Origin of the sequence: Afifella marina DSM 2698 (assembly GCF_900102695.1) — a bacterium.
GTDB lineage: Bacteria > Pseudomonadota > Alphaproteobacteria > Rhizobiales > Afifellaceae > Afifella > Afifella marina.
On sequence record NZ_FMVW01000002.1, the window covers coordinates 121,946 to 145,299 of the forward strand.

General features: G+C 61.8%; 16 protein-coding genes and 1 pseudogene. 8 read left to right on the forward strand and 9 right to left on the reverse strand.

Annotation, left to right across the window (positions count from 1 at the left end; genetic code table 11):
* Positions 1-138: 138 nt before the first annotated feature.
* On the reverse strand, positions 139-3,825 hold the full coding sequence (locus tag BLP76_RS05340) for an NACHT domain-containing protein (protein ID WP_092810383.1): 3,687 nt from the start codon (positions 3,823-3,825) through the stop codon (positions 139-141).
* Positions 3,826-4,495: 670 nt separating this feature from the next.
* Here BLP76_RS05340 and BLP76_RS05345 point away from each other — a divergent pair.
* Positions 4,496-7,123, forward strand: coding sequence for a putative bifunctional diguanylate cyclase/phosphodiesterase (locus BLP76_RS05345; RefSeq protein WP_092810385.1), 2,628 nt, complete (start codon positions 4,496-4,498; stop codon positions 7,121-7,123).
* 127 nt (positions 7,124-7,250) lie between these two features.
* On the opposite strand, the gene BLP76_RS05350 is transcribed toward BLP76_RS05345, so the two are convergent.
* The 3 genes from BLP76_RS05350 to BLP76_RS05360 form a co-directional block, all read right to left on the reverse strand.
* Positions 7,251-8,213, reverse strand: a complete 963-nt coding sequence (locus BLP76_RS05350; protein WP_092810387.1) for a hypothetical protein — start codon at positions 8,211-8,213, stop codon at positions 7,251-7,253.
* 767 nt (positions 8,214-8,980) lie between these two features.
* Positions 8,981-9,430 carry a GNAT family N-acetyltransferase gene (locus BLP76_RS05355; RefSeq protein ID WP_092811305.1) on the reverse strand — a complete coding sequence of 150 codons (450 nt, stop codon included), beginning with the start codon at positions 9,428-9,430 and terminating at the stop codon, positions 8,981-8,983.
* 177 nt (positions 9,431-9,607) lie between these two features.
* Positions 9,608-10,351 (reverse strand): AraC family transcriptional regulator, encoded by a 744-nt coding sequence (locus tag BLP76_RS05360; RefSeq protein ID WP_170130498.1) that lies wholly within the window; start codon positions 10,349-10,351, stop codon positions 9,608-9,610.
* Positions 10,352-10,560: 209 nt separating this feature from the next.
* On the opposite strand from BLP76_RS05360, the gene BLP76_RS05365 reads away from it, so the two are divergent.
* Positions 10,561-11,532 (forward strand): threonine dehydratase, encoded by a 972-nt coding sequence (locus BLP76_RS05365; protein ID WP_092810391.1) that lies wholly within the window; start codon positions 10,561-10,563, stop codon positions 11,530-11,532.
* A gap of 217 nt (positions 11,533-11,749) precedes the next feature.
* Here the strand turns inward: BLP76_RS05365 and BLP76_RS05370 are convergent, their stop codons facing one another.
* On the reverse strand, positions 11,750-13,861 hold the full coding sequence (locus BLP76_RS05370; RefSeq protein ID WP_139163694.1) for an ankyrin repeat domain-containing protein: 2,112 nt from the start codon (positions 13,859-13,861) through the stop codon (positions 11,750-11,752).
* Between the two features lie 304 nt (positions 13,862-14,165).
* Here BLP76_RS05370 and BLP76_RS05375 point away from each other — a divergent pair, with 304 nt between their 5' ends.
* The 4 genes and pseudogenes from BLP76_RS05375 to BLP76_RS19240 form a co-directional block, all read left to right on the forward strand.
* Positions 14,166-14,987 carry a hypothetical protein gene (locus tag BLP76_RS05375; protein WP_092810395.1) on the forward strand — a complete coding sequence of 274 codons (822 nt, stop codon included), beginning with the start codon at positions 14,166-14,168 and terminating at the stop codon, positions 14,985-14,987.
* Positions 14,988-15,281: 294 nt separating this feature from the next.
* On the forward strand, positions 15,282-16,100 hold the full coding sequence (locus tag BLP76_RS05380) for a DUF2711 family protein (protein WP_092810397.1): 819 nt from the start codon (positions 15,282-15,284) through the stop codon (positions 16,098-16,100).
* Positions 16,101-16,305: 205 nt separating this feature from the next.
* Positions 16,306-16,875 (forward strand): cupredoxin domain-containing protein, encoded by a 570-nt coding sequence (locus BLP76_RS18905; RefSeq protein ID WP_092810399.1) that lies wholly within the window; start codon positions 16,306-16,308, stop codon positions 16,873-16,875.
* A pseudogene (locus tag BLP76_RS19240) lies at positions 16,859-17,032 on the forward strand (GNAT family N-acetyltransferase); the annotation flags it as partial. The gene BLP76_RS18905 and the pseudogene BLP76_RS19240, both read left to right, overlap by 17 nt.
* Before the next feature lie 378 nt (positions 17,033-17,410).
* Here BLP76_RS19240 and BLP76_RS18910 read toward each other — a convergent pair.
* Positions 17,411-17,782, reverse strand: a complete 372-nt coding sequence (locus BLP76_RS18910) for a hypothetical protein (RefSeq protein WP_200170577.1) — start codon at positions 17,780-17,782, stop codon at positions 17,411-17,413.
* A gap of 419 nt (positions 17,783-18,201) precedes the next feature.
* Positions 18,202-19,410 carry a TetR/AcrR family transcriptional regulator gene (locus tag BLP76_RS19040; protein ID WP_244514461.1) on the reverse strand — a complete coding sequence of 403 codons (1,209 nt, stop codon included), beginning with the start codon at positions 19,408-19,410 and terminating at the stop codon, positions 18,202-18,204.
* A 102-nt stretch (positions 19,411-19,512) separates the two neighbouring features.
* On the opposite strand from BLP76_RS19040, the gene BLP76_RS18915 reads away from it, so the two are divergent.
* Complete coding sequence (locus BLP76_RS18915; RefSeq protein ID WP_200170568.1) at positions 19,513-19,986, forward strand: hypothetical protein; 474 nt, start codon at positions 19,513-19,515, stop codon at positions 19,984-19,986.
* A 91-nt stretch (positions 19,987-20,077) separates the two neighbouring features.
* Here the strand turns inward: BLP76_RS18915 and BLP76_RS18760 are convergent, their stop codons facing one another.
* The gene (locus BLP76_RS18760; protein WP_420867624.1) at positions 20,078-20,266 is read right to left on the reverse strand and encodes a SecDF P1 head subdomain-containing protein; all 189 of its coding nucleotides are present in this window, start codon (positions 20,264-20,266) and stop codon (positions 20,078-20,080) included.
* 564 nt (positions 20,267-20,830) lie between these two features.
* Here BLP76_RS18760 and BLP76_RS05405 point away from each other — a divergent pair.
* Positions 20,831-22,171 carry a hypothetical protein gene (locus BLP76_RS05405; RefSeq protein WP_092810403.1) on the forward strand — a complete coding sequence of 447 codons (1,341 nt, stop codon included), beginning with the start codon at positions 20,831-20,833 and terminating at the stop codon, positions 22,169-22,171.
* 363 nt (positions 22,172-22,534) lie between these two features.
* Here BLP76_RS05405 and BLP76_RS05410 read toward each other — a convergent pair whose 3' ends face one another.
* Entirely contained in the window at positions 22,535-23,341 is an 807-nt protein-coding gene (locus BLP76_RS05410; protein ID WP_092810405.1) for a hypothetical protein, read from the reverse strand.
* Between the last annotated feature and the right edge of the window lie 13 nt (positions 23,342-23,354).

Here is a 23,354-nt window from a genome sequence, read left to right on the forward strand (position 1 = left end):
TTCACGGCGACGAACTCGCCAAAGCGGGGCTGTCAGGTGCCTCCTCTTAGGTTAGGAGACTGCTCTTACAGTGCGATCTAAGGAGACGGTCCTGTTCCTCTTCAACGCCTTAGATAACAGCGGACTTGCATGAAGCCCTCATCTAGCTGGCTGAAGACTGCGCCGTCTTATGGCGAAACGCGTATCTGAGATCAACGCATCACGAGAGGTCGGGTCTTCGAATATCGCCGATGCCAATACCTCGACATCTTCTTCCCGTCCGACCGAACGCAGGATAGCCGCGGCCGCTTCCGGTGCTGCGGGACTATCCGTCTGCCAGAGCCATGACGTCAGCCGATCGAATAGCACGGCTCGATCCAATCCGTTCGTGAGCCACCCTTCCAACTTCGTCACGCTAAAGCTATGCGGCTGTTCGCGGGCAACTATCTCGAACCACTCTTCGAGTGTATCGGTAGTCCATGCATATCGGCCATCATCTTCGTTGAACGCCCTGCCTATCGTGGCGAAGCCGAGGTCCTCGCATCGTTGACGAAAACTCGCTCGCGTCATGTCGTCGAGGTAGGCGCGGTATGGCAGCAATCGCTTGAATTGTTCCTCTCTAGTTGCTCCCGGATGTCCATTAGTTTGTCCACTGAAGAACATGTCCGCGAACTGAAACAAGTTTCTCGGGTCGGCCGCCTCCTGAACCGTGCGTTCGGCCAAGTCTTCGAGATGGGCACCTCCGAGGAAAATTGCTGCCTGAACATAGAAGCCATGCCGTCCAGCGAGCGACCATGTCTCGATGAGGATGCGCTCTGAGAGAGGAGAGGCGTCTCGGGTCAGCAAGTCGGCGGCGACCTTCGCCCATCCGTGGCCTCTTTCCTGCTCTTGCAAGTCGCCCGCATTCGCACGCAGCATTTTCGGTATCTGTTCGAGTATCTGCGGGCAAAGCACTTGATAGGACTGATACCACCAGCTGAACTGTCTCTCGGAATGCTGAAGCCTGTCGATCAGAAGAGGCACGCAGCGGCGGTCTCCTCGCTCCATGCGAACAGCCAGTGCACTATCCTTGAGATCGTTATCGGACTCGAGCAGCGCCAGCGAGGAGATTTCGAGTTCCGTTGCTCCGAGGCCCCAAAGCCGCAGTCCGATCTGTCGTTCGGCCAGCTTGGCCTCCGGATCACGCCACAGCCTGTTGAGAGCTTCACGCGTCGATCCAGAAAGCTCTCGACCGTAATCTCGTTGCCTCTGCCAGTGGAAATAGATGCCGTCGGGAACGAAGGCGCTTCTTTTTCTGATCTCTGCCTCGAAGGCGATTTTGAAAAGAACTACGTCGGGATCATCGAGTCCACCCAACGTCCATGCAAGCACCGCCCTTAGGGCCGGCTCCGACGCGCGGCGAAGCAGATGAGGAATAGCGTCAACTGGCGGGTGATGGGCGAAGCTAAGTCGCAAGTCATCCAGAAGAAAGAGTTTAGCTCCGCTGTTATCGCTCGCACTCTTCCTCGCCAAGTTAGCCCAAAGATCAAGGGCCGCGTCCAGCGCCTCTGACGCGTGCGGAAGAGCGTAGCAACGGGCTGCCGCCCACACATAGTCCGCGAGGTGCAGCACTTTTTCTTCATCACCTTCCGATCGCCATCGCTCAGCGATCGCGTTTGCGAGTTCTGTCTGGGCACTGATGCCTGCTACACAGAAGGCAGCACTCTTCACACGACCTGTTATCTGGGGATCCAGGATGATCTGGGTCATCGCTTTGATGAAGCCAGATGGCCACTTCTGCGCGATATGTGCGATCAGCGCGTCCCTCTGCCAGTGCCGAGTGGCGATATCAGAGGTGATGCATAGTTGGAGAGCTCCGCTGAGATCCCTGTTGCGAAGTCGCGCGACATCCGCGAAGCGCGTTCGCTCAGGAAATTTCTGCAGAAGGCTTACAACGCCATCAGCTTCAATCTGAGCGAGTGTCCTTTGTGCCATCCAGCGGAGACTATAGTAGCGCCGACCTCGATGCTGGTCGTCTTCCAGCCATCCCTTCAGAAGAGCATGGATTGCATTGCGATGTTCTACGGGAACTGCTCTCGCGAAGGCGCTGAACGCTGCCAACGGGTTCGCTTGAATGAGCCGCTCTGCGTTTGCGACGGGGTCCGAGCTGCAAGCGCAAGCCGCGCCGAGCCACTCAGCGTAGTACGGCTCCTCGATAGTGGTGGAGTTCAAGGTGCCTTCGTCGAACTGGCGGCGAAGGCATTCCGTCAGAAGCCAATCGCGTACGCGATCGTGCCGGAACCGGAGTCTACAGCTTAGACGGGTACGGTGAACGGAGATAGGTCCACCGAAGTCGATAAGGTGGCAGGCGATGTCTTCAAGACCGTCGTGTGCCAGCCACTCGAGAATGTCATCGATATCGGGCACCAACGTCCGATATCGCAGCATTGCGTCTCCAAGTGCGAACAGAGCCCTTTCAGCTTTATGACGAACACTTGGTCGGCCAGCGGCAAACTCACTCAGCTTTCGCTCCACATAATTCCCGATCACGAGTGAGGGATCTGTGATTTCCTTGGGTTCGTATAGACCGATCAAAAGCGGGTCATCGCCGAGCGCATCCGCGACCGCTGACGCTTCGAATGGCGTGACTACCTGCCCGAGTAATCCCATGCGACGTCGAACGGCGGCTGAGGCTTCGGTTTTGGTCAAGGGCGGAATCTCCACCCGAAATGCCTCGATCCCTCTCACTCGTTCGATCGGCAATAGGTCAAGCATGTGTGGCTGGACCGGACAGACTAGATGCCATGGCGCGCCGGGAATCTGGTTCTCACTCGATACTCTCTTGGAGGACGCCCAACCGACAAGAAGTTCAAGTAGTTGGCTAGGGTTCTCTGAGTTCGTGATATCTTCTAAAACAAGTTGGAGACGTTGGTTCGGTCCGCAGATCGAAAGTGCAGACACCGATGGTTGAAGCTGCGGGTAAAGTGCCTGGAGCTCGGTCGTGATCGCTTGGTCGATTCCCCGGGCACCCTCAAGCGTCCGTTCTCTCAAAACAAGGCATGCCACGTTTTCGTCACTTAGCGAGTTGCGCAGCCACTCGTGCGCTGCGACACTCTTCCCAGAGCCGCTCGTGCCGACAAGCAAGGTCAAAGGGCCGTTCCTCCCCTTGAGAAGGCACTGTGCTCGAGTAGGGATGCGAGCCGCAGGGTCATCAGGAAGGGCTAGTTCACGCACCGACTGCTGGCCAAGTTTGCGCAATAGATCCCAGGACAATGCTTCTTGCGGAATGCCTAGCAGCTGACGTCGTACTGACTGTCCAGCGGGGATGTGGTCCAGCACATGTGCGATCGCCGACCGAGATAAAATGTGAACCTCTAAGCCGCGAGCGGCGCCGAATGCCACAACGTCCCGCACAAGCCGCTGATCGGGCTCCTTGTTAGTCGTCAGGAAGAGGATCGCCCGTATAGTAGGCGTTCGTTGACGCTCGGTTGCCGCGATTTCTTGTGCCTTCAGAACGTCGCCTTTTGGTTGAGTTGGCTCCCGTCCGGTGCGAGGCCGGACCGCCTTGGGGTCATGCATCCACTTCCCGCGTAGATCCTTCGCTGCGGCGACCGTATGCTGGACCATCACGAGCTGAGCCGTGATCGAAGCGTGGGTCATCGTGATACCGTCGACAGGCGCCTTACACGTCTTTCCGTCAACATTGATCCCGAGTTCGATTAGTTCTCCGTATTCAGGATACTTGATACGAATGACGGCGTTTCCAATACTCTCGAAGAGACCGGCGTCATTGACGCTGGCAAGTCTTTGCTCTGTTGTCTGAGCAGGGGCAGGCCGCTGGGCCGGATCTGTGGTCTTTTCGTCCATCTATTGCGCTGCCTGGTTCGTCGAAGTCTCTTGGTTCTTCATCTGCGTTGGTTATACGCTTCACGAACCCATCGGAAAGCGCATTCATGGATGCGATATCGCTTCTGTGACAAGCTTTGCTGATTTCCTTTGAGCGCCGCGTGCTTGAATAGGGGCTGATCCCATGGCTTAGCCCTCACCCGCCGCTTCGCGGCGATCTCTCGCCAGGGGGGAGGAACAGGCCGTGCCCGTGAGTGGGGCTGCGCCTGACACAAACGTCCCCCTCACCCGACCGGCTTCGCCGGCCACCCTCTCCCTCAAGGAGAGAGGGGAGGCCGTGCCATGGGTTGGCGCCGCTGTGCCCTGAGCTGGTTCGGAGTGACCCCTCACCCGGCTGCCTGCGGCAGCCACCCTCTCCCCGCAAGGGGGCGAGGGTTGGGCCGTGCCCTTGGTTGGGGCTGTGCCGGAATGTCGTGCGGCGGGGGTTTGTTCTTGAGAAAAGTCGCAAACTGGCTCGCCGTTTTGGCGGGGGCGGCGCGGTGTTGCTCGTGTTGCGTGTATTGTGACAGTTTTATTGCAACAAATTATTACCCTTTGGTTAGAACTCGCCGTTACACCTGACGATATCCTTGGGGGTGCTAATGGGCCCAAGTGATATCGATATTGACGTCAAGATGATCGAAGCGGTGATATGGCCGGAGACGAGAGAGAGACTGGTGCGGTGAAGGCGGGGTTGCGCCTCGACAATCCGGTGCAGCATTTTTTGCGGCGTTGGGCTTCGGAAATTCGGCCGGGCGAGACGCTGCCCTCTTATGAGAGCGTGGCGCTCGGCCATCTCGGGCGCCTCATCGAGATGAAGGCGCTGGCGTTTCGCGATCGGCGCGAGGCGGGGGCGGTCCGGCTTTTGCGCATCGGGTCGCTTTTTGCCGCCTGGGCCGACACCGGTGCCGGGGAAAACGAGATCGGCGAGAACGAGATCGGCGACAATGGGACGGCGGCGGTCTGCGCGCTTCGCCGCGACCGGGCCCGCGCCATTTGCGAGGTGATCGCGCGCGCCGAGGAAAGCTGCCGGCCGGAGCGCGTCGAGACGCATATGATCGTCAACGGGGCGATCGCCACCTACAATCTGTGGGCGCTGCCGCTTTCCAACCGCTCCCTGTCGACGCAATGGGGGGAGGTGAGTTTCATTCTGCTCCTCGAAGAGCACGCGGCGCGGCAGGATCTTCTGGAGACGATGTTCGGCGCCACGATGGAGGGGATGCTGGCGCTGCAGGCGATCCGCGACCGGGCGGGGAAGGCGGTCGATTTCGAGATCATCGCCTTGAACCAGGCGGCAGCAAGGCTCCTCGACCGGGAGGCGGGGGCGCTCTCCTGGCAAAGAATGTCCGATCTTGCGGGGCTGTTTCCGGGGCAGGATCTCGTTTCGGCGCTTCTCGCCTGCGTCTGCGACGGGGGGCGGACGCATTTTGAAGCGACGTTCGAGGGGGCGACGTTCGAGGGGGAGGCGGGCGCACGGCATCTGCGCTTCGGCGTGGCGCCGACGGGCGATCTCGTCTCGGTGACGGTGAGCGACATCGCCGATATTCGCGCCCGCGAGGAGGCGCTGCGCACGCTCTTCGACGACAATCCCGTGCCGATGTGGCTCGTCGACAAGGAAAGCCGCCAGATCATCCGCGTCAATCGGGCGGCGAGCGTGCATTACGGCTATGGGCCTGAGGACTTTCTGGCGATGGATGTGCTCGATGTCGCCACCCCCGGCGACCGCACACGGATGCGCGAATTTCTGGAGACGCTGTCGGACACGCGCTCGGGGGCGGGCGAGGCGGCGCGTCCGGTGGAGCAATCGTGGATCCATGTGACGGCCGACAGGCGGCAGATCGAAGTGTTTCCCTATGCGCGCGAGCTTCTTGTGGAGCGGCGGCCGGTCATCCTTCTGTCGGTGATCGACGTCACCGAACGGCGCAAGGCGGAGGCGCGGGTGGAGCATATGGCCCATCACGACGCGCTGACCGATCTGCCGAACCGGTTTCTTTTCCGCACGCGGCTCGAAGCCGATCTTCTGCGCGCGAGGCGGATCGAGGGGGCGCTTGCCGTCCTCTGCCTCGACCTCGATCACTTCAAAGGTGTCAACGACACGCTCGGCCATCCGATCGGCGACAAGCTGTTGCAGGCGGTGGCGGAGCGCTTCAACCGGACGCTGCGCGAGACGGACTTTGTCGCGCGGCTCGGCGGCGACGAATTCGCCATCATCCAGACCGATCTCGACGATCCGTCGGATGCGAGCGGGCTCGCCGGCCGGCTCATCGAGGCGATCGAAAAGCCTTTCGATATCGACGGCCATCAGGTCGCCGTCGGCACCAGCATCGGCATCGCGTTTTCGCCCTCAGACGGGCGCGAGGCGGATACGCTTTTGAAGAACGCCGATATGGCGCTCTACCGCGCCAAGGCCGACGGGCGCAGCACCTTTCGCTTCTTCGAGCCCGGCATGGATGCGCGGCTGCAGGCGCGGCGCGCGCTCGAACTCGATCTGCGCAAGGCGCTGGCGAACAAGGAATTTGAACTTTATTACCAGCCGCAGCTCAATGTCGCGACGCGGCGGGTGACGGGGTTCGAGGCGCTCTTGCGCTGGCCGCATCCCGAACGCGGCATGATCCCGCCCGACGAGTTCATTCCGGTCGCCGAAGAGATCGGCCTCATCGTGCCGATCGGCGAATGGGTGTTGCGGCGCGCCTGCGCGGAGGCGGCGGGCTGGCCGGAGATGATCAAGATCGCCGTCAATCTCTCGCCGGTGCAGTTCAAGAGCAAAAGGCTCGTGGAGACCGTCGTCGAGGTGTTGCAGGAGACCGGGCTCGATCCCTCGCGGCTTGAACTGGAGATCACCGAATCGGTGCTCCTGCACGGCAGCGCGGGCAATGTCGCGGTGCTGCAGGAGCTCAAGGATCTCGGCATCCGCATTTCCATGGACGATTTCGGCACCGGCTATTCCTCGCTGAGTTACTTGCAGAAATTTCCCTTCGACAAGCTCAAGATCGACCAGTCCTTCGTGCGCGAACTCTCCGACCGGCCGGAGGCGATGGCGATCATCCGCGCCGTCACCGGGCTCGGGCGCAGCCTGCAGATGCTGACGACGGCGGAGGGGGTGGAGACGCCCGAACAGCTGGAACGCCTGTCGCGCGAAGGCTGCACCGAGGTGCAGGGCTATCTCTTCAGCGAGCCGCGGCCGGCAAGCGAACTCGCACGCCTTCTCGCCTGCGGCACGCAGCCGTTCGAACGCCTGGCGAAGGCCGGCGAGATGAGGGCGGGGGAAGCCGTGGCGTGAGGGGCGGAAGTGGACTGAGAAGTTCCATCGACAGATCTAACGAAGTGGACATTCGTGCGAGGCGCAGAGCGAAGCCGAGCCTGCTCCCGCCAGCGCGACCTCGGTTGTGTGATGCGCTGCGGCGACCCTACTCTCTCATCATCTTCTCAGCCATGTACGCGCAATAGCTACAAAGGCCGGGGTACTCGGAATTGTATTCGTTTACGTCTATCCCGGCCCCGCACCTGATGCATTCGCCAGCGACGCTTTCCCCGCAAACGAAGCAGAGGCTGATTTCGCCAGTCTCGACGTAGGCGCTAGCATTACATTCAGGGCAATCGGCTATCGATGGGTTCAGCCCTTCCTTCGCACGGATGTAGGCATCAACCTCGTAGGAGGAGGCGACAACCATCTCCATAAACTTCTCGAAGGAGATCTCCTCGCCGCATTGGTAACATTTTCCAATGACGTGCTCGTGGTCCTTGTTGTCTGGATCTAATTGACCGAGCAGAGACGACTGGCAATTAGGGCAAGCCATGCGGTCAAGGTGCGACACTTCGGCGGGCCAAGCCACGTTCTCCAAGCTGTCGAGGCATTTCTCTTGAACCTTCTCGAACGCCTCCCGCTTTTCGAGAATGGTATCCCACACGCCGGCAAGGTTCGTCTGGGGATCCTCGTTGAGAATATTGAAGAAGTCTACGACCATTGGAAATGACGACGCGATCGCCTCGCTGAGGGCAGTCATTGGTTCTTTCAGGTGGTAGTGCTCGAGATCATTCCGAAAGCGTTGCAACTTGTTTATATCTGCATTGGGCCACGCTAGGCCGAAGTCCTTGAACCGTGCTTTTAGCTTATGGAGGTCTACGGTCGCATAGCCTTCGACCTCATGCTCGACGCCGCCGCTCCCATCGGGCTTAGGTTTGAACTTAGCCCCGATGACCTCCATCGCATCGGCTTTGGGCGCTGCACGCACAAGGCACTCCTTCGCCAGCAGAAGTAGACCGGCGTAGTAATTCCGTGCCGCACTAAGCATCCGCTCGTCGGTTCCGGTTTCAAAATCCTCGATGCCGAGGGCAATTGACGTAATAGCGTTGTCGAAGATCTCTGACATATCCCTGTTCCGAGCTAAAACTATAAGGGCACTCCTGCTTCAGTTGACACTGTCCGCACTACTGAAATGCAAGATAAAACATATTTCTCTCGGTGCGTCCGCCCAACGACCGGGTCTACTCACGTTGTCCGGACGCCCGGGTGGAGCACAAGACGCCCGGGTGGAGCACAACATGACCTTCGCGGCCACCCTCAGCGGCGTCACGCGACAATCACGATGAACGAGATCAACAACATCTCCGACCTCCAGATGAAGGATGCAGCGAGTTTCGGTTGCCAGATCACGGACTTCGTCACGGCCCCGTAGAATATTTCGGCCTATTACGCTCATGGTCTGACTCGTCTTTCTAAGCTTGAAAGCTCGTGCCGGTGTCACTCTCGTGGGTCAGATTTCTGCGCATGGCCGACAATTGTGCCAAGCGAGTCGAAAGACAGTTCTTCGCTTTCTTTACAGGTGCTGCCAGCTATATCGAATGGCAGCTTCGGGGCGTGGCGCGGAAGAGCCTAAACGACTGATATGGGCGCAAAGCGATCGGTCCCAATAGAGATTGCTGGTGTTCGAAGCGCGTATCTGAGGGGCGAGAGACCGGGGGTGCTTGGATCAATCGCATCATGCGGCCGATTTTGGCGGTCACACACTCTCTGCCGGGCGCGGACTGAAGAGAGCAGGCTGGCGGGCTCGCTGCTTGGGGCGCGGTTACGCTGATACCTTGGGGGCGGGCGAGATGGAGACGGGGGAGATGCAGGCGGTGGCGTGAGGGGGGTGCCTCAGCGGACCCGCCTGCGCAGGCGGGCGTTTTCGAACGGAAAGCCCTCATCGTCTCGGGGGCGGCGCGACACTTCCTCAAAGCCTTGCGCCAGATAGAAGCGCAAAGCGCCCGCGTTCTCGGTGTAGACCTCGAGGGTGAGCTCGTCGCGGCACGTGAAGGCATGGGCGATCAGGCGGGCGCCGATGCCTTGTCCCTGATGCGCGGGGGCGACGAACAGGCCGCCGATGAAATTCTCCATCAGGGCGATGAAGCCCGCGGGCTCGCCGCTTCGACACGCGACCCATGTCTCGGCCGCGGGAAGATATTTCTCTTCGATGAGGCGCCGCTGTTCCAGGAGCCGGGCGCGGCCGATGAAGGGATGCGCCAGGAGCGAGGCGTCGAGCCAGATCCCTGAGAGCGTTTCGGTGTCCCCGGCCGGGTCAAAGGCGCGGATCGTGACATCGTGCATGAACCCCTCGCAAAAGACGATGCCCCGTGCAGAGGCCGCCGGCACGGCAAGGCTTTCGGCCTTGCAGCCAGCGCCGGAGCGCGGTGAACGGTCTGCCGTTAATGAGAGAAGGAGAGGCGCGTCAAGGCGCGGGATGCGCGTTCCGCCGTGGGGCCTCAGAGCCTGCAGCCATCGACGTCATGTCCGCCGAAATTGGCTTGGGCACATGCCCAGTCTTTGGCTGAACTGTGCCGTCATATGGGCGTGAGAGGAGAAACCGCTCGCCAGGGCGATGGCGGCCAACGGCGCATCGCTCTTCAACAAGAGATCTCGCGCATGGCGAATGCGGCGGTCGATGATGGCGTCGCGCGGGGTCCGGCCGAAAGCCGCGCGAAAGGCGCGGGTGAAGAAATCGGCAGATAGATCCAAGGCCTCGGCCAATTCCGCGACGGTCAAAGCCTGGGCAAAGCGGGCTTCGATGATCGCCTCGACACGCTTCATGCGTCTCTGCGTCATCCATTGCGCCGCCAAATCGCGAGGTTCCGAGCCATCGATGATCGCCGTTGCGGCACGCTCGAGGTCGAGGGCCAGCGCTTCGATCGTGAGGGGATCACGGGTGTCTTGAAGCAGAATTTCCCGGCGCAAACGGTGGGCTGAATCGGTTGCCGCCCGATCGGCCATATCGCTGAAGTGCCGCTCGCGCGGCCTCGCATATTGGCCGTTCTTGCGCAGAATTCTGAGGTATTCGCCACCGCCTTCAGAGCGCGAGTAGATTTCGCAGCCGGCGGGCAGATAGGCGAAGCCGTTCGCGCGGGCCGCAAAATCACGGTTCCTGTCGCCCGCAAAGGCATGCACGCCATTCTGTCGGTCAAACGCAAAGCCGATCACCGGTCGCTCGGGCGTGTAGCGCGTTTCGTAGGCCTGCCGGGGGAGGAGCTCCACGCGCCAAGTCGTATCCTCGTACGTCCTGACGGGCTCTGTGGATCCCGTGACCATGCTGTGCGTCGTCGTCATGCCACAGCGTAGCATTTTGCGGAGGCATCCTCACCCGCAGTTGATGGACGCAGGCGATTTCGCATCGGATTCGTGAAAGCCCGGCGGGGCAGGCGGGAGGCATGATCAGAGAACCATTGCCACGCAAGGATTTTACAATGCTCTTTTCCATGAACGACCTTGGCGCCGCCGTTGCCGTCGTCGGCACGACCGTCAAACCGACACCTGCCTATGCCTGGCCTCTTCTCGCGAACCGAACCGGGGCGGAGGTCATCGTCAAGCATGAAAACCACACGCCCACCGGCTCGTTCAAAGCGCGGGGCGGGCTGTTTTATGTCGAAAAACTGCGCCGCGCCGGCGCCTTGCCGCCGGGCCTGGTGACGGCGACGCGCGGCAACCATGGCCAATCCATCGCCATCGGGGCCGCCCGAGCCGGCATTCCGGCCAAGATCATCGTTCCGGAAGGCAATTCGTGCGAAAAGAACGCGTCGATGGCGGCGTTCGGCGGCGAAGTCATCGTCGCGGGCAAGGATTTCGACGAAAGCCGGGAGATTGCGGCGGGCTATCAGGCCTCGCACGGCTTTGCCTTCGTCCCCTCCTTCCAGCGCGATATCGTTGCGGGCGTCGCCACCTACGCCCACGAATTGTTCACCGACCACGCCGATATCGATGCCGTCCTCGTTCCGGTCGGCATGGGATCGGGGATTTGCAGCCTGATCACGCTGCGCGACCTGTTGGGGCTGAAGACGGAGATCTGGGGCGTGGTCGCCCGAAACGCGCCGGCCTTTGCGCAATCCTTCGAAGCCGGCAGCCCCCAACCCACCTCGACCGCGCGCACATTTGCCGACGGCGTGGCGTGCCGCGAGCCTCAGGCGGAGGCGTTGGAGATCATCCTGAACGGCGCGGCGGGCATCTTGCAGGTCGGCGAGGACGAAATCGCCGAGGCGATCCGCATTCTCTACACCGACACGCACAACATGGCGGAAGGGGCGGGTGCCGCGCCTTTGGCCGCGATGATGGGCGAGCGCGAACGCTTCCGCGGCAAACGCGTCGCCCTCATCCTGACCGGGGGCAATATCGACATGCCCGTCTTCCGGCAGGTTCTTTCGGGCGAAACGCCGGTGGCTTAGATGCGGTGGAGGTCAGACTTGGGGGGCGGTGGTGTGCGGGTCGAGATCGCCGGGCGCGATTTTGCCGGGGGGATGGAGGGCGGACTGGAAGCTCTGTGGACGGTATGGCGAAAAGCTGCCCTTCGGCTCCCGACTCTTTGCTGCCATGAAGACCCCAGTTGCGTGGTCCCGAGAGCTATCAGTGCGGATCGCCGATGTGGCGTGAATCCTGAACGCCTCACCGTGCCGATGTCAGAGCGCCTCGAAGGTCCTGCCTGGAGCGAGGGATCAGGTCGAGCGCCCGTTTGCCGTTCGCATCTCGCAGGCTTTTATCTGCACCCCGTTCGAGAAGAATTTCAATCGAGGCGGCGTCTATGGCGTTCGGTGCCGCGATGTGAAGGACTGTCTGCCCTGCATTGTCCTGTGCGTTGATATCAAGACCTTCGGCCAGGAGGATGTCGAGGATCTCCACCTCCTTCGGGAAGTTTGCGCGGATCACACTATGCTGTTTGTAGAGGCGGTGCAGGAGCGTGCCGCCGTCGGGCATGCGCTCGTGCGAATCGAGACCGTAAGGCCTCATCAACTCGAAGGCCGGGACGTTGGTCGCATAGCCGAGCGTGGGGTAGCCTTCGCCGTCGCGTTTGGAGGGATCTGCTCCGAGATCGAGAAGCGTCTCGGCCAGTTCGGTTCCGCGCAAGTCAGCGAGCATGAGCGAAGACTGCAGCGGCGTGTAGACCGGGTCGGTTTCACTCTTCCGCCCGTTCGGAGATGCGAGGGCATTCACGTCGGCTCCGACTTCGACCAGAACGCGGGCGACAGCGGCCGAACGTGTGAAATGGAGCGGCGTCATTCCGTTCGGGGCATGATAGTTCGGGTCGGCGCCGTACCGTAGCAGGATGCGGGCGCTCTCTGGCCCGCTCCACATCAGCATGGTCGTGCCGTTGTCCCAAGGGGCATCCGGCGCGGCGCCGCTTTCGAGCAGCGTTTCGAGCATGGCCAGGTAGTCCTGCTGCGTGATGAAGGCTTTAACGTCCCGCTGAAGCAGCGGCTCCAACGCCTCACGTCTGAGTGCCGCGGTCTCGGCATCCATCTCATCGCTGTCCAGGCCGTATTCTTCTCTGAGCTGTAGTTCGAGTTCCTCGGGATTTGCGGCGACGAGGCGCTGGCGCTGGGTCATGAGGAGGTGGATGGGCCAGTAGCGCTCATTCTTCCAGCCATCGACGCGCGCGCCCTTACGGCAGAGCCAGCGTAGGGTATCAACCGACGCACGGGATACAGCCTCCGCAATGGCCAAGTGCCGTGTGTCGAGCGAGGCGCCATGGGCCAAAAGCCGCTCGACAAGGCTTGTGTCGTTGCGACGAACGGCAAAGGTCACGGCCGTGGCGAACTCGTCGTCGGATGCTGATGACGGCCGGTTCCGTATCCACTCCGGGTTCCAGACCACATCGGGACGGGCGCCACCGGCCAAGGCGGCCATCGCCGCAGGCGTGTCGCCGCGTTGCGCGGCTTCCAGTAGGACTCGCTCGGCCGCGGTTTCGCCGAGGATCACCGGCGGCGGCTCGTCAGGCTCCACCACGGCCGGGTCACTCTCCAGCCATCGCCGCCACTCACGCCCGCCGGGACTATCGGCACGCAGGTAGTAGCGATCCTCGTCCCATTCGCCGAAGAGCATCCACGAGGCCCATTCGGTACCTGCCTGGCCGAGCCGTGCCATCTCGGAGACGAATGTCAGGAAGTCGGGCGCGAGTGCCTGCCCATGCAGCACCTCCAGCTCATGGCTGAAGTAGCGGACGGGATGCGGGCCTTCAGGCCGGCGCATGTCGATCGTCAGGATGTCGCCGTTGATCAGCCAGAACACCGGGAACTGCCGTTCCCACATGTCTGGCGTGTTGGGCGCTTCGCTTTCGTCCACCTCGGCCAGACCCTGCTTCATTGCGAGGAAACCCGGGATCGCATGGTTCGCGATCTGGTCGAGATCCCAGACGAAGCCGCGGTTGAAGCTGCTGGTCGGAAAGTTGCGCTGCTCCATCGGGGTGAGATGCGAAGGCATGTTCCATCCGAACCTCACGCTGGCGGCACAGCCTGACAGCACCTCGCGAAGCTGTTCGGGAATGGACATTCCCGCCGCCGCCTCAAGGCGCCGCAGCGCGGCCCCACTGGCCGGGGCAGAAATCGCCACGGGAGATAGGTCCCAGCCTCGCCGCTCGGCGACCTGTTGCATCCATCGCCAGTCGGCCTGCCACTGGTGCCACAACTCATTCATCCTCGCGTTCTTCTCCTTGCAGCCTGCAAGCGTCAGCCCGGCTGCCGAGAACGCGACCATTTGAAGGAATTCACGCCGATGCTGCACGAAGCCTCGCGATTCAGTTCTTGGATGGTCAACGTAGTCGAACTTACGGTGAATGCTACCCAGGGTCCGAGGTCCGCTATTCGGGAAAGTATCCCGAAGTGGACTGGAAGCTCTCGATTGCGGAACGGCAGCTTCACGTTGGATGCTGCTACAAAGCTGTCGATCCGGTCTCAGCCCAGAACTGAAGTGCGGCGTTCACTTTCGTTTTTTGCCACGGAGGCCATAGGATCGGATCGTCCGCTATGGCGACCTGATCGACCAAATTTATCATATTGAGACATCGGGCACGGAAGGACTGGCTCACATGACGCATTGGCGGACCGTGATGGCCACGATCTGCATCACGGCGGCTGGACTTGCCGCCACTCTTTGGACTTGGACGGAGGAAACTGCCGCGACATTGGCCCCTGCGAAGTCCTTGCCGGTTACTCTTCTCGGGGACGTCGTTTCGTTTCACCAGCACATCGCGGAGCCACCTTATATGGGGCATGACGGCGGACGCGAGGACATCGGCACATTTTTCTTCGAGGCCCCCGCCGCGGCGACTGAGGGTCCGGACGGATATGTCCTGCGTTACGAAGATGGCGAATGCCCGCCCGTGATCTTGCCTGCGGGACGCATGGTGGCTGTCGATTACGTCGGGCCGTGGATCTCCGGCGTTTCCGCGACCCTGCCGATGGAGCCACTCTCTTTCGAGGAGGCGCGCGCGATGGCCGAGGAGATCATGGAGAAGATGATGGCCGCCAGCTGGGAGCGGACGTACCATCGTCCAGACTTCGATGCGGCCCGTATCGCGAATGTCATGGGCCACCGCCACACGCTCGCAAGATTCACCGTCTGCGGCGATACAGGCACCTACGCATCGGTGGTCGTGCGCAACTACGGCGATGGCCCTGCGGGGCATTCGATTCCGCCGATGGCCGTAGGCCAACCCTTGCCGGAGAACACGCCGACGCGTTACCTCGTGCGCGTCGAGATCCTGGGCCGGAACTTCTCCGACGACACTCCAAACCTCATCGATGACCGTAAAGCTGCGGTCCGATCCATGCGCGAAAAGGTCTCGGGCAACGCGAAACAGGCGATCCCGCTCTCCGTCTGGCTAGACCAGCCGGATTGGCAGCCCTAACCGGCGAACATGGGATAATCCGATCGGACGCGATCGAGGTTGTGATGCTTCAATGGCCTTGGATGAGTTCGACTGAACGTCCGCAAGGTATCAGCCGTCGATCTGCGGTCTCGCGAAAGACTGCTTCCAACCGCCCGGAGAGGTCCATAATGGCTCTCCTGGCACTTCTTTCCGAAGGGTTGTCCGTTTTCAAGCAGCAGATTTGACTGTCGCAACGACCGAGATGGGGCATTGCTGCCGCGATTGACTGGGTGCGGAGGCTGGCATCGCAACGGTCCGTGCTTAGAATGAGGCGTGGATGCAGTCGATCGATATAGATTTGGGCCGCCGGATGACACGCCAATCCTGCCTTGGTTTGGTGGCGCATACACGCATGGCTTTGTCGCCCTCCATCCCTTTTTCACTGTAGATGGGCTGGACCCGACGATCTGCGAATACGGTACGCTCATCCTCTCGCGGGCAGCTCTGCCTAACGGGCTCGGTCTGTTGGAGTGGGGCGACGACGAGGAGGCCAAACGACGTGTCGGCAAGGACGTCGATCCCGAAGAGGTCGATCGCGCGGCAAAGCGGAATGGGCTTCGGATCGGCTGGCAAACGATCTGCCGGCAGGCTGGTTTTGCCGACCACTGCGAACTGGATCAGGCCCTTCGTACGAGCATCGACGGTCTCAGAGATGATCTCGCGGACGCAGCCAAGTCCGACCGGCTGGCGTCTTACTGCTCTCTGCATCGCATATTTCCGCCGAACGAAGGGCGTTTCGAGCCGCTGATGCAAGCCAGCCTCGCCAGCCTATTCAGACGAACCGGTCACGACCGGGTGATCGTGGGAGATGAGTTCGGTGACAACGAGCGCCTGGTTGACGCTGGCCTGTTGGAACAAGGTGATTTGTGGGATGCCATGGCCGAACTTCCACAATATGGCGTGAAGCGTCTTATCGCTCCCGATCGATCGCTTCTCGCATGGGTCCACTGGGATAGCTTTTACACTCTGATCCTAGGGAAAGCCGAGACGTTCCAAGAGCTCGAAATCGCCGGGCTATTTGAGGGATTTTGGTGTTCCGACGAAACGGAGACTTACTGGCTGACACAGCCCTGCATCCCGCTTGCGGAATAGATCGCAAGCCAATCGGCCTTTTCAGATCGGCTGGATAATAGCGGCCCGGCGGGGACCCGAACGGCGTCACGTCTGCGATGGCGCCGCGTCGTCGTGTCTGCGGGCGATCGGTGGTGGATGGTTGGAGATCGTGGGCCCGATTGGCCGCGGACGCGTTATCGTGGGAGCTCGAAACGAGGTGCTGGCTCTCGATGGAGTATGACGAATGATTGCCAATCGCAGGCTTTTTTCTGTCCTCGCCCTGATGATGCTTGCGGAGCCTGTCTGTTCGTCGTTTGCCCAGGAGGCGATGACGCCGCAGGAATTCTGCGCGGGACTGCCCCCCTTGGCGCAAGAAAACTGCAATGCTGCCGGCGAGCTTCTTTCGGCCCCGCCGACCGAGGAGCATCTCACGGTATTCTTGAGGGCCAGCGACGGCGCTCTTTCCGTCGAATACCGTTTCTCTGGCGAAGGCGCTTCTGACGATCATTCGGTCGAATGCTCTGCGGAAAACGTGATCACTCTTCCGGCGGGCGAAGTTGTGCGTCTGCTCTTCACGTCATCGGATGCCATCTACAGCTTTGACGTGCCAGGTTATGCGGGGCCGGTCGACCTTGTTCCGGGTCGCGTGAACGAACTCCTTGTCAAATCTCCTTCGCAGCCGGGTGAGATAGATGGAACCCTTCAGACGGATTCGGAGGATACAAAGAGAGCCGTGCGCTTGCGCTTCGTCGCGGACAAACAAGCGTTCAATCCGCAAGACGGAAGGCGAGTGGCAACTGGTTGCCCTCGATGAAGGCCGACCCGTCGGATTCATCTCGGTCTGGGAGCCCGGCAATTTCATCCACCACCTGCATGTCGACCCGCGAGAGACAGGGCGAGGCATCGGTCGGGCGCTGCTGTCCGCGTTGCCGGGCTGGGAGGTGGCTCGCTACCGGCTCAAATGCGTGTCTGCGAACGCGGGGGCGCTCGCTTTCTATCGTGCGAGCGGCTTCATCGAAGTTGGTGAGAGCAGCTCCGTCGCCGCTCGAAAGGCGTGGGCGAATGTTCCCGCGCGATCTTTCTGGCTCGCGCGATCTATCCGGCCTGCGCGCTCGATCCGCCCCCGCGCTCGATCCGCCCCGGCGATCGATCCGGAAGGACACCTTCGCCTTCAGCCGTCGCGCCTGCAGCGGTTGCGTCTGGCGCTAACGCGACCTCGTCGCTTCTTCAATCGCATCAGACAGATGCGCGCCCTTGCGGCCAGCTATGACCGACGAGCCGACAGCGGCATGGCCGCGGGCAGGTTCGCTGCATTCCGCATCTGGATCAATGCGGGAGACGTCGACGTCCTAGCGTTGTGTCTTGATTTCAAGTTTCGCCGTCGGAAAGTCGAAACGGACGGAGGAGGAGTCCGGTTTCCAGGATATGACGGAATGGTGCTCGCGCGATCCGAAGGGCGGTCCCGGCAGGGGCCGGCTCGTGAACTCGTAGAGCACATCGGGCCCGCTTACCCCGATCTCGAACCATCGCCTGGATGCGCCGGTGAAAAAGCTCTTTTCGGAGAAGCTCATGACGGATGCCTGGAAACGTCCGTCCGGCGACATCTGCACTTCGCCCGTGCCGATCGGCAGGGAATCCACGTACCGGGACAAGCCCAGAAGCCCGACCACCCCGACCATCGCGAAAACGGCGGCCCCTATAAAGATCTTGCGTAACGGCACTCTCTGCCTCCCGGTTGACGCAGACCATACTCCCGGCGTGACCCACGCGTTTTGGCCATGTGTCACGATCCGCCGGAGACAGTCCTATTTGACCGGACCGGCGGGGGTTGGATTTGGGTGCTGAACCCGATGAATGCGCGGGGCGATCGAAGCTTCACGCCCGCGTGCGGAGTATGGCGGTTTCAAAAAGACATGACATGTCGCTGCAGGCGACGAAAATCGACGCAGTGCTGCCGTCCGGCGAGCGTGATCCGAACGACCGCTGACGACCTGTCTGCGCCACCGGGGATTTTGTCGCGATCGGGCCGGAAGCGGACTGGCTTTCCAGACGGCATCGTGGATAGCTGCCATTTGTTCCCGGCCCTTTGGCTGTCACGTTCGCATCGCGCGGCGCATGTCGGCTTCGAGCCGGTCGTCGCCTAAATGCAGCCGGCGATCATGGATGAGAAGGTTCTCGTGACCTCGGTCTTGCTCCGCACTCCGCGCAGGACGGCCATCGAGAGCGCTTCGCCCGCGCCGACGAGACCGATGCTCCGCCGTTCGAGTTCGGGGGACGGCAAATTGCTGTGGGGGGCGAGAACGGCGGCGAACATCTCGACGGCCTGGTCCAGAAGCTCCTGCAGGACATTCGCCTTCTCATCGCTCCCCGCCAGTGCGGCGCCGACCGCATGGAAGTCTCCGGAGATGTCGGTGGCGCAGTCTATGTAGGCGGCGGCGAGTTCTTCGATCGCGTCTGCCCTGGTGGGGTTGCGGCTGACAAGGCCGCTGCGGAACGTGTTCATCCGCTCCGTGTCGATCCACCTGTAAAGCGCGATCAACAAGCCGGATCGATCGCCGAAGTGATCGTAGGCAACCGGCTTTGATACGCCGGCACGTGCGGCGAGATGGCCGAGACTGAGCCGGTCCGTGCCTTCTTCCCTGACGATCGTCCGCGCCGTGTCCAGCAGCTGATGGCGGCGCTCCGCCTTGGAAAGCCTCGCGGCGGCGCTTCGCCCATCGGTTTTCGGCCTGATCTGCTTTTCCGTCATACGTCGCCCCTTGTAACCTACCAAAAGTAGGTTATGTGCATTCCTACGAATGGTAGGTAATAGGACAAGGAGGGCATGACAATGTCGCTCAACCCAATCTTGCTGGTGGGAGGCTCCGGTATCGTGGGGCAACACACGGCCCGGTATCTGCGGGACGCGCACCCGGACGTGCCACTTCTGATCGGAGGGCGCGATCTCGACAAGGCGCAGCGCGTCGCCGATCGGATCGGACATGCGGAAGGCGTCGCCATCGATTTGGCGGCCGGGGATCTCGGCATAGGCGATCGCCCCGTCGGAGCCGTCGCGGTCCTGTTCACCGACCAGCGGGTCGCGGGCCTGCGCTTCGCCCAGGGCCGGGGCGTGCCTTACGTGAATATCTCCCCTGGTATCATCGAGCTCGGTCCGGAGGTTGCGGCTTACATCCACCGCCCCGATGCCGCCGCGGTCGTCCTCGGGACGGAATGGTTGGTCGGCGCAACCAGCGTACCGGCCTTGGCGGCCGCGAACGCTTTCGGGCATGTTAAGGAGATCCGCATCGGTGCTCTCCTCGACGAGGAGGATGCCTTCGGCCCGGCCGCCGAGACCGACCTTGAGCGACAAACCCAGGTCATGGCGGCGGCTCTGGAACGTCGCGACGGTGCCTTCATCTGGCGAACCGGGGACGCCGCAACTTCCCGGTTCCGGGCCGTCGATGGGACCGAGATGGAAGCCTTCGCCCTTTCAACGAATGATCTCCTTGGCTTGTCCATGGCGACGGGCGCTCCCGATGTCCGGTTCGACCTTTCAATCGGCGTCAGTTCCAGCCGTCGCCGGGGTGAGCCGCTCTCTGCCGAGATATTGATCGAGATCTCCGGCACGGACCGTGAGGGAAACCCCTTGGCCCTGCGATTTGCCGTCGTGCATCCCGGTGGGCAGATGCCGCTGACCGGGCTGGGGGTGGCGATGGTTCTTGAAAGCCTGACCGGGCTTGGCGGTCAGGCACCGACGCCGCCGGGGCTCTATTTTCCCTACCAGCTCTTGGACGCCGGCAGCTACTTCGCGCGGTTCAAGCAAATCGGCGGGTCGATCATCGATCTGAAGGCCGAGGGACAGAGACACGAAACGGTTTCGATGGAGCAGATCGTCGAAAATGTCAGGAGCCGCGCATGGGGCGAGAGACGGCACTCCGACAAATAGGCCGTGAGCTGCGGGCGATCCCCGCCTGTGTGCTGAGCGGAGACGTGAGCGTTATCGTGGGATGACCGCGAATGCGGCCCGTGGGCGGTGGCTAGTCCTGAGGGGCGACCGTGATGACGGAGCGGCCGCTCCGCAAACGCTCGGCCAGATCCCGGCTCTTGGCCTGGCTTTCCGAGCCGCCGATCGGGAGAGGGCCGGCATAGATCGGTGGGCGGATGGTCGGCGTGACGACCACCTTGCCGTCCACCATGACGTCGATCTTTTCTTGCCGATGGGCCAGGCTTCATGGACGGTCTGGCGAAAAGCTGCCCTTCGGCTTTCGACCCGTCTCTGCCCTTTCACGTCGCTGAGACCGGACCTGGAAGCGGACGTCCGAACTTGGCGAACCGTCCACTTCTTACCTTCTATGCTCTGAAGCAGATTGGCCAGCGTGCATTATCGGGACACGGATTCACAGTAGGGCGCTTCCGTGCGGCCTCTGACCTCAAGTGGGGTCTAATTAAGCTGGTTTTAGTCGCGGTGGAGAACGTTCAAGGTAGTGGAATGCGCGCGGGAGGGCATCGTGCAAGAAGTGTTTCGGTTCGCGCAACCAGGGGTCAGCACATAGGACGGACCCAGATATACGCTCTGGCACTTCCCATCCTCTATCGGAACGATACCATAGTCTTCCGACGCGCCACGTCACCTGCTGGGTCGGTCGCGTGGATCTTGACGATGATCGCGACGGCTCGGTTCGTCTGAATGTGATTTCCGCCGACGGCCTTAAAGCCCCCAGCAGGCCAGTGACTTAACACTCGTTCGCCTCACAGAAGGGAACGGACAGAAGGTCGGAAAGGTATTGACTATGTTTTATCGTCTCGCCGTGGCCGCCGCGCTTGTGACGTTCCATGTCTTTCCCGTCGAAGCGGCCTGCGAAGACGCCATCACGACCCGCTGTCTCGTCGAGGAAATTCGCGCCGGGTTAACGCAAGATTTCGACGATCCCTTCGCCGTCAGTCGGATCCGGGCCCATCTCGCCCGTGCCGAACTTGCCGACGGGGATGAGGCGGCCGCGCTCGCCGCAAACGAGGCGGTGGAGCAGGAGGGCTGGCGGGAGGCCTTCATCCTGCCCTATGCGCGGTTCCTGCGTAGCAAACAGCGCGAGAGCGAGGCGCTCGATCTCATGCGATCGCACCCGATCGCAAACGCGCAGGGGATGGACCTTCTGAACCGCATCGGCGCGGTCTCGGCCTTTGCACGCGAGCTCTCGCTGGCCGGTGACGGCGAGGCCGCACGAGCGTTGCTGGACCGCGCCGCCGCGACACTGGACGAGATCCCACCCAATTCGATGACGCTGGGCGGCATGGTCCAAATCGCCGAGGCATCGGATGAGATCGGTGAGAGCGGCCAGGCGAGCGTCCATGCGCGCAAGGCCTACGACTGGTTCGATACGGGCGCGCTGACGCTCTCGCCCGAGGAGGCGGTCCTCCTGTTCCGCACGCTCGCGCGGTTCGATCGCTCCGACAAGCCCAGAAAGGACGCGGCCGAAACCATCCCGTTGTTAGACGAGGAGGGTCGGAGTCTGTACGAAGGAGCGATCTGGACCGGTGTCGCGCTGGGCCTTCAAGCGCGTGAGGCAGACGCCTCAGCCGAGCTCGATCTTGCGGTCAACGCACTCGACGAGGCACCCGAACGCGCGATCGTCGGGGTCGTGGAAGCCAGTCTCGGACCCGCTCTCGCTTCGGCCGGGCGCGGCAAGGAGGCGCGCGACCGTCTCGTCGCTGCCGCCGAGGCCGCGATCGGCAGCGATCCGAAGATCTATGCGGGAATTACCGGGCCGGTGGCGACCGCTCTCATCGACATCGGCGAGCGCGGGGAGGCGCGCCGCATCCTCGACCGCCTCGTCGCGGATGCGCGTCGGCCGTCGGCGGACGGCGCGGAACGGTCTTTCCCGCTGGCCTTCTTCGCCCAGACGGCGATCACGCCGTATGTCCGCCTCGGCGAGGCGGATAAGGCGCTGGCGATCGAGCGGGACTTGGCAGGGCGGGATGGGCTCTTCTCCGCCATCGCGCTCGTCGGCGCCGGAGAGTTCGAGCGCGCCTTCGCGGTGCTGCGGGACCTCGATGACGACGCGCGATACTTTCTGATGGCCGCGATAGCCGAGCACCTCGCCTATGGGGAGGAATTGGGGAGGTCCGCACCGTGAAGTCCCTCCATCGTGCCGCACCCCAGTCTCTATGACGTGTATGAGACGATCGGGCAGCCCCTTGTTCAATGGGGCCTCCTCGAAGCGATGATGACAACCGAAGGGATTGATTGGCGACACACCGCGCTGGAGTTTCTGTCGCCTTTTGCTGACTTCCTGATTGCGCTGGCCGCGCCCCGAGCAACCCGAAACACTCTGTCGCACGGCATAGTGCCTGCACGGGCAGACCCGTGGTCATCGGAAGACCCCTCGATCACTTGTCGAACCCTGACGGGAGACAAGCGAGCTACCTTGCTGTTCCGAACACGGACACTCGGCGGATCCCTGCGTCACATATTCCGGCAGAGTGTCTGCAAACCGCCGTTACCTGTAGCGACAAAGGGGAGGACGAGGCGATCCCATTTGGGTAGCGTTTGTTCCTTCGTACCACCCAGCCCCGATCGTCATCACCTTGACCTCGAAGAATGTCCAGGCGTTTGGGATCTTCCTTTCATGCGTCGAAGCCATGAACTCGTAGCTCGGACTCGTGTCGTTGGTGCAATCGACCTTCGGAGCGTCCTCTCGAATTAGCGCATCGAACTCTCGGTCGCGTGCTGCCTGCGACTGTCGGATGGCCTCGATCTCTGGCACGTCGGCGCAATCGCCGGTGAGGATTTGGAAGCCAGGAGGTGTGTGAAATGGCGAGGCCTGGTAGAAGGCGAGGTCACCGCTGCGCAGGTTCTCGGCGATGAAGCGAACATACTCGATCATCGCCTTGTCGGCGTCCCAGCCGCGGGTTGCCTGCACTCGCTCCATGATAGCAGGGCCGTCGATGAAGCAGCCGCGATCGCCAAGGTCGGCGTAGGCGTCGATCGCTGTTGTCAGCGCAACGACTTCCGGATCGTCCAAGCGGATCTCACTGCGCACGGCAGGCGGACGGATTTTGCAGAGGCTCGTCGGCAGTACGATCCACCCTCCGGTGCGAACCGTTTGCGCATCTTTTTCCGCATCGGCAACCATGGCATCAAGGGCCGCTACGTCGAGACCTGCGGCGCTCACACGCTGCTCCGTATGCGGACCGATCGCACAGCCCTCGGCTGCCAAGATATCTGCGATGGTTGCTCTTTGGGCTCCACCTGCGCTGGCAGCGCCCGCCACGACCAAGGAGATTGCGGCAATTGCAAGCCTCATTCTGATCGGTCCT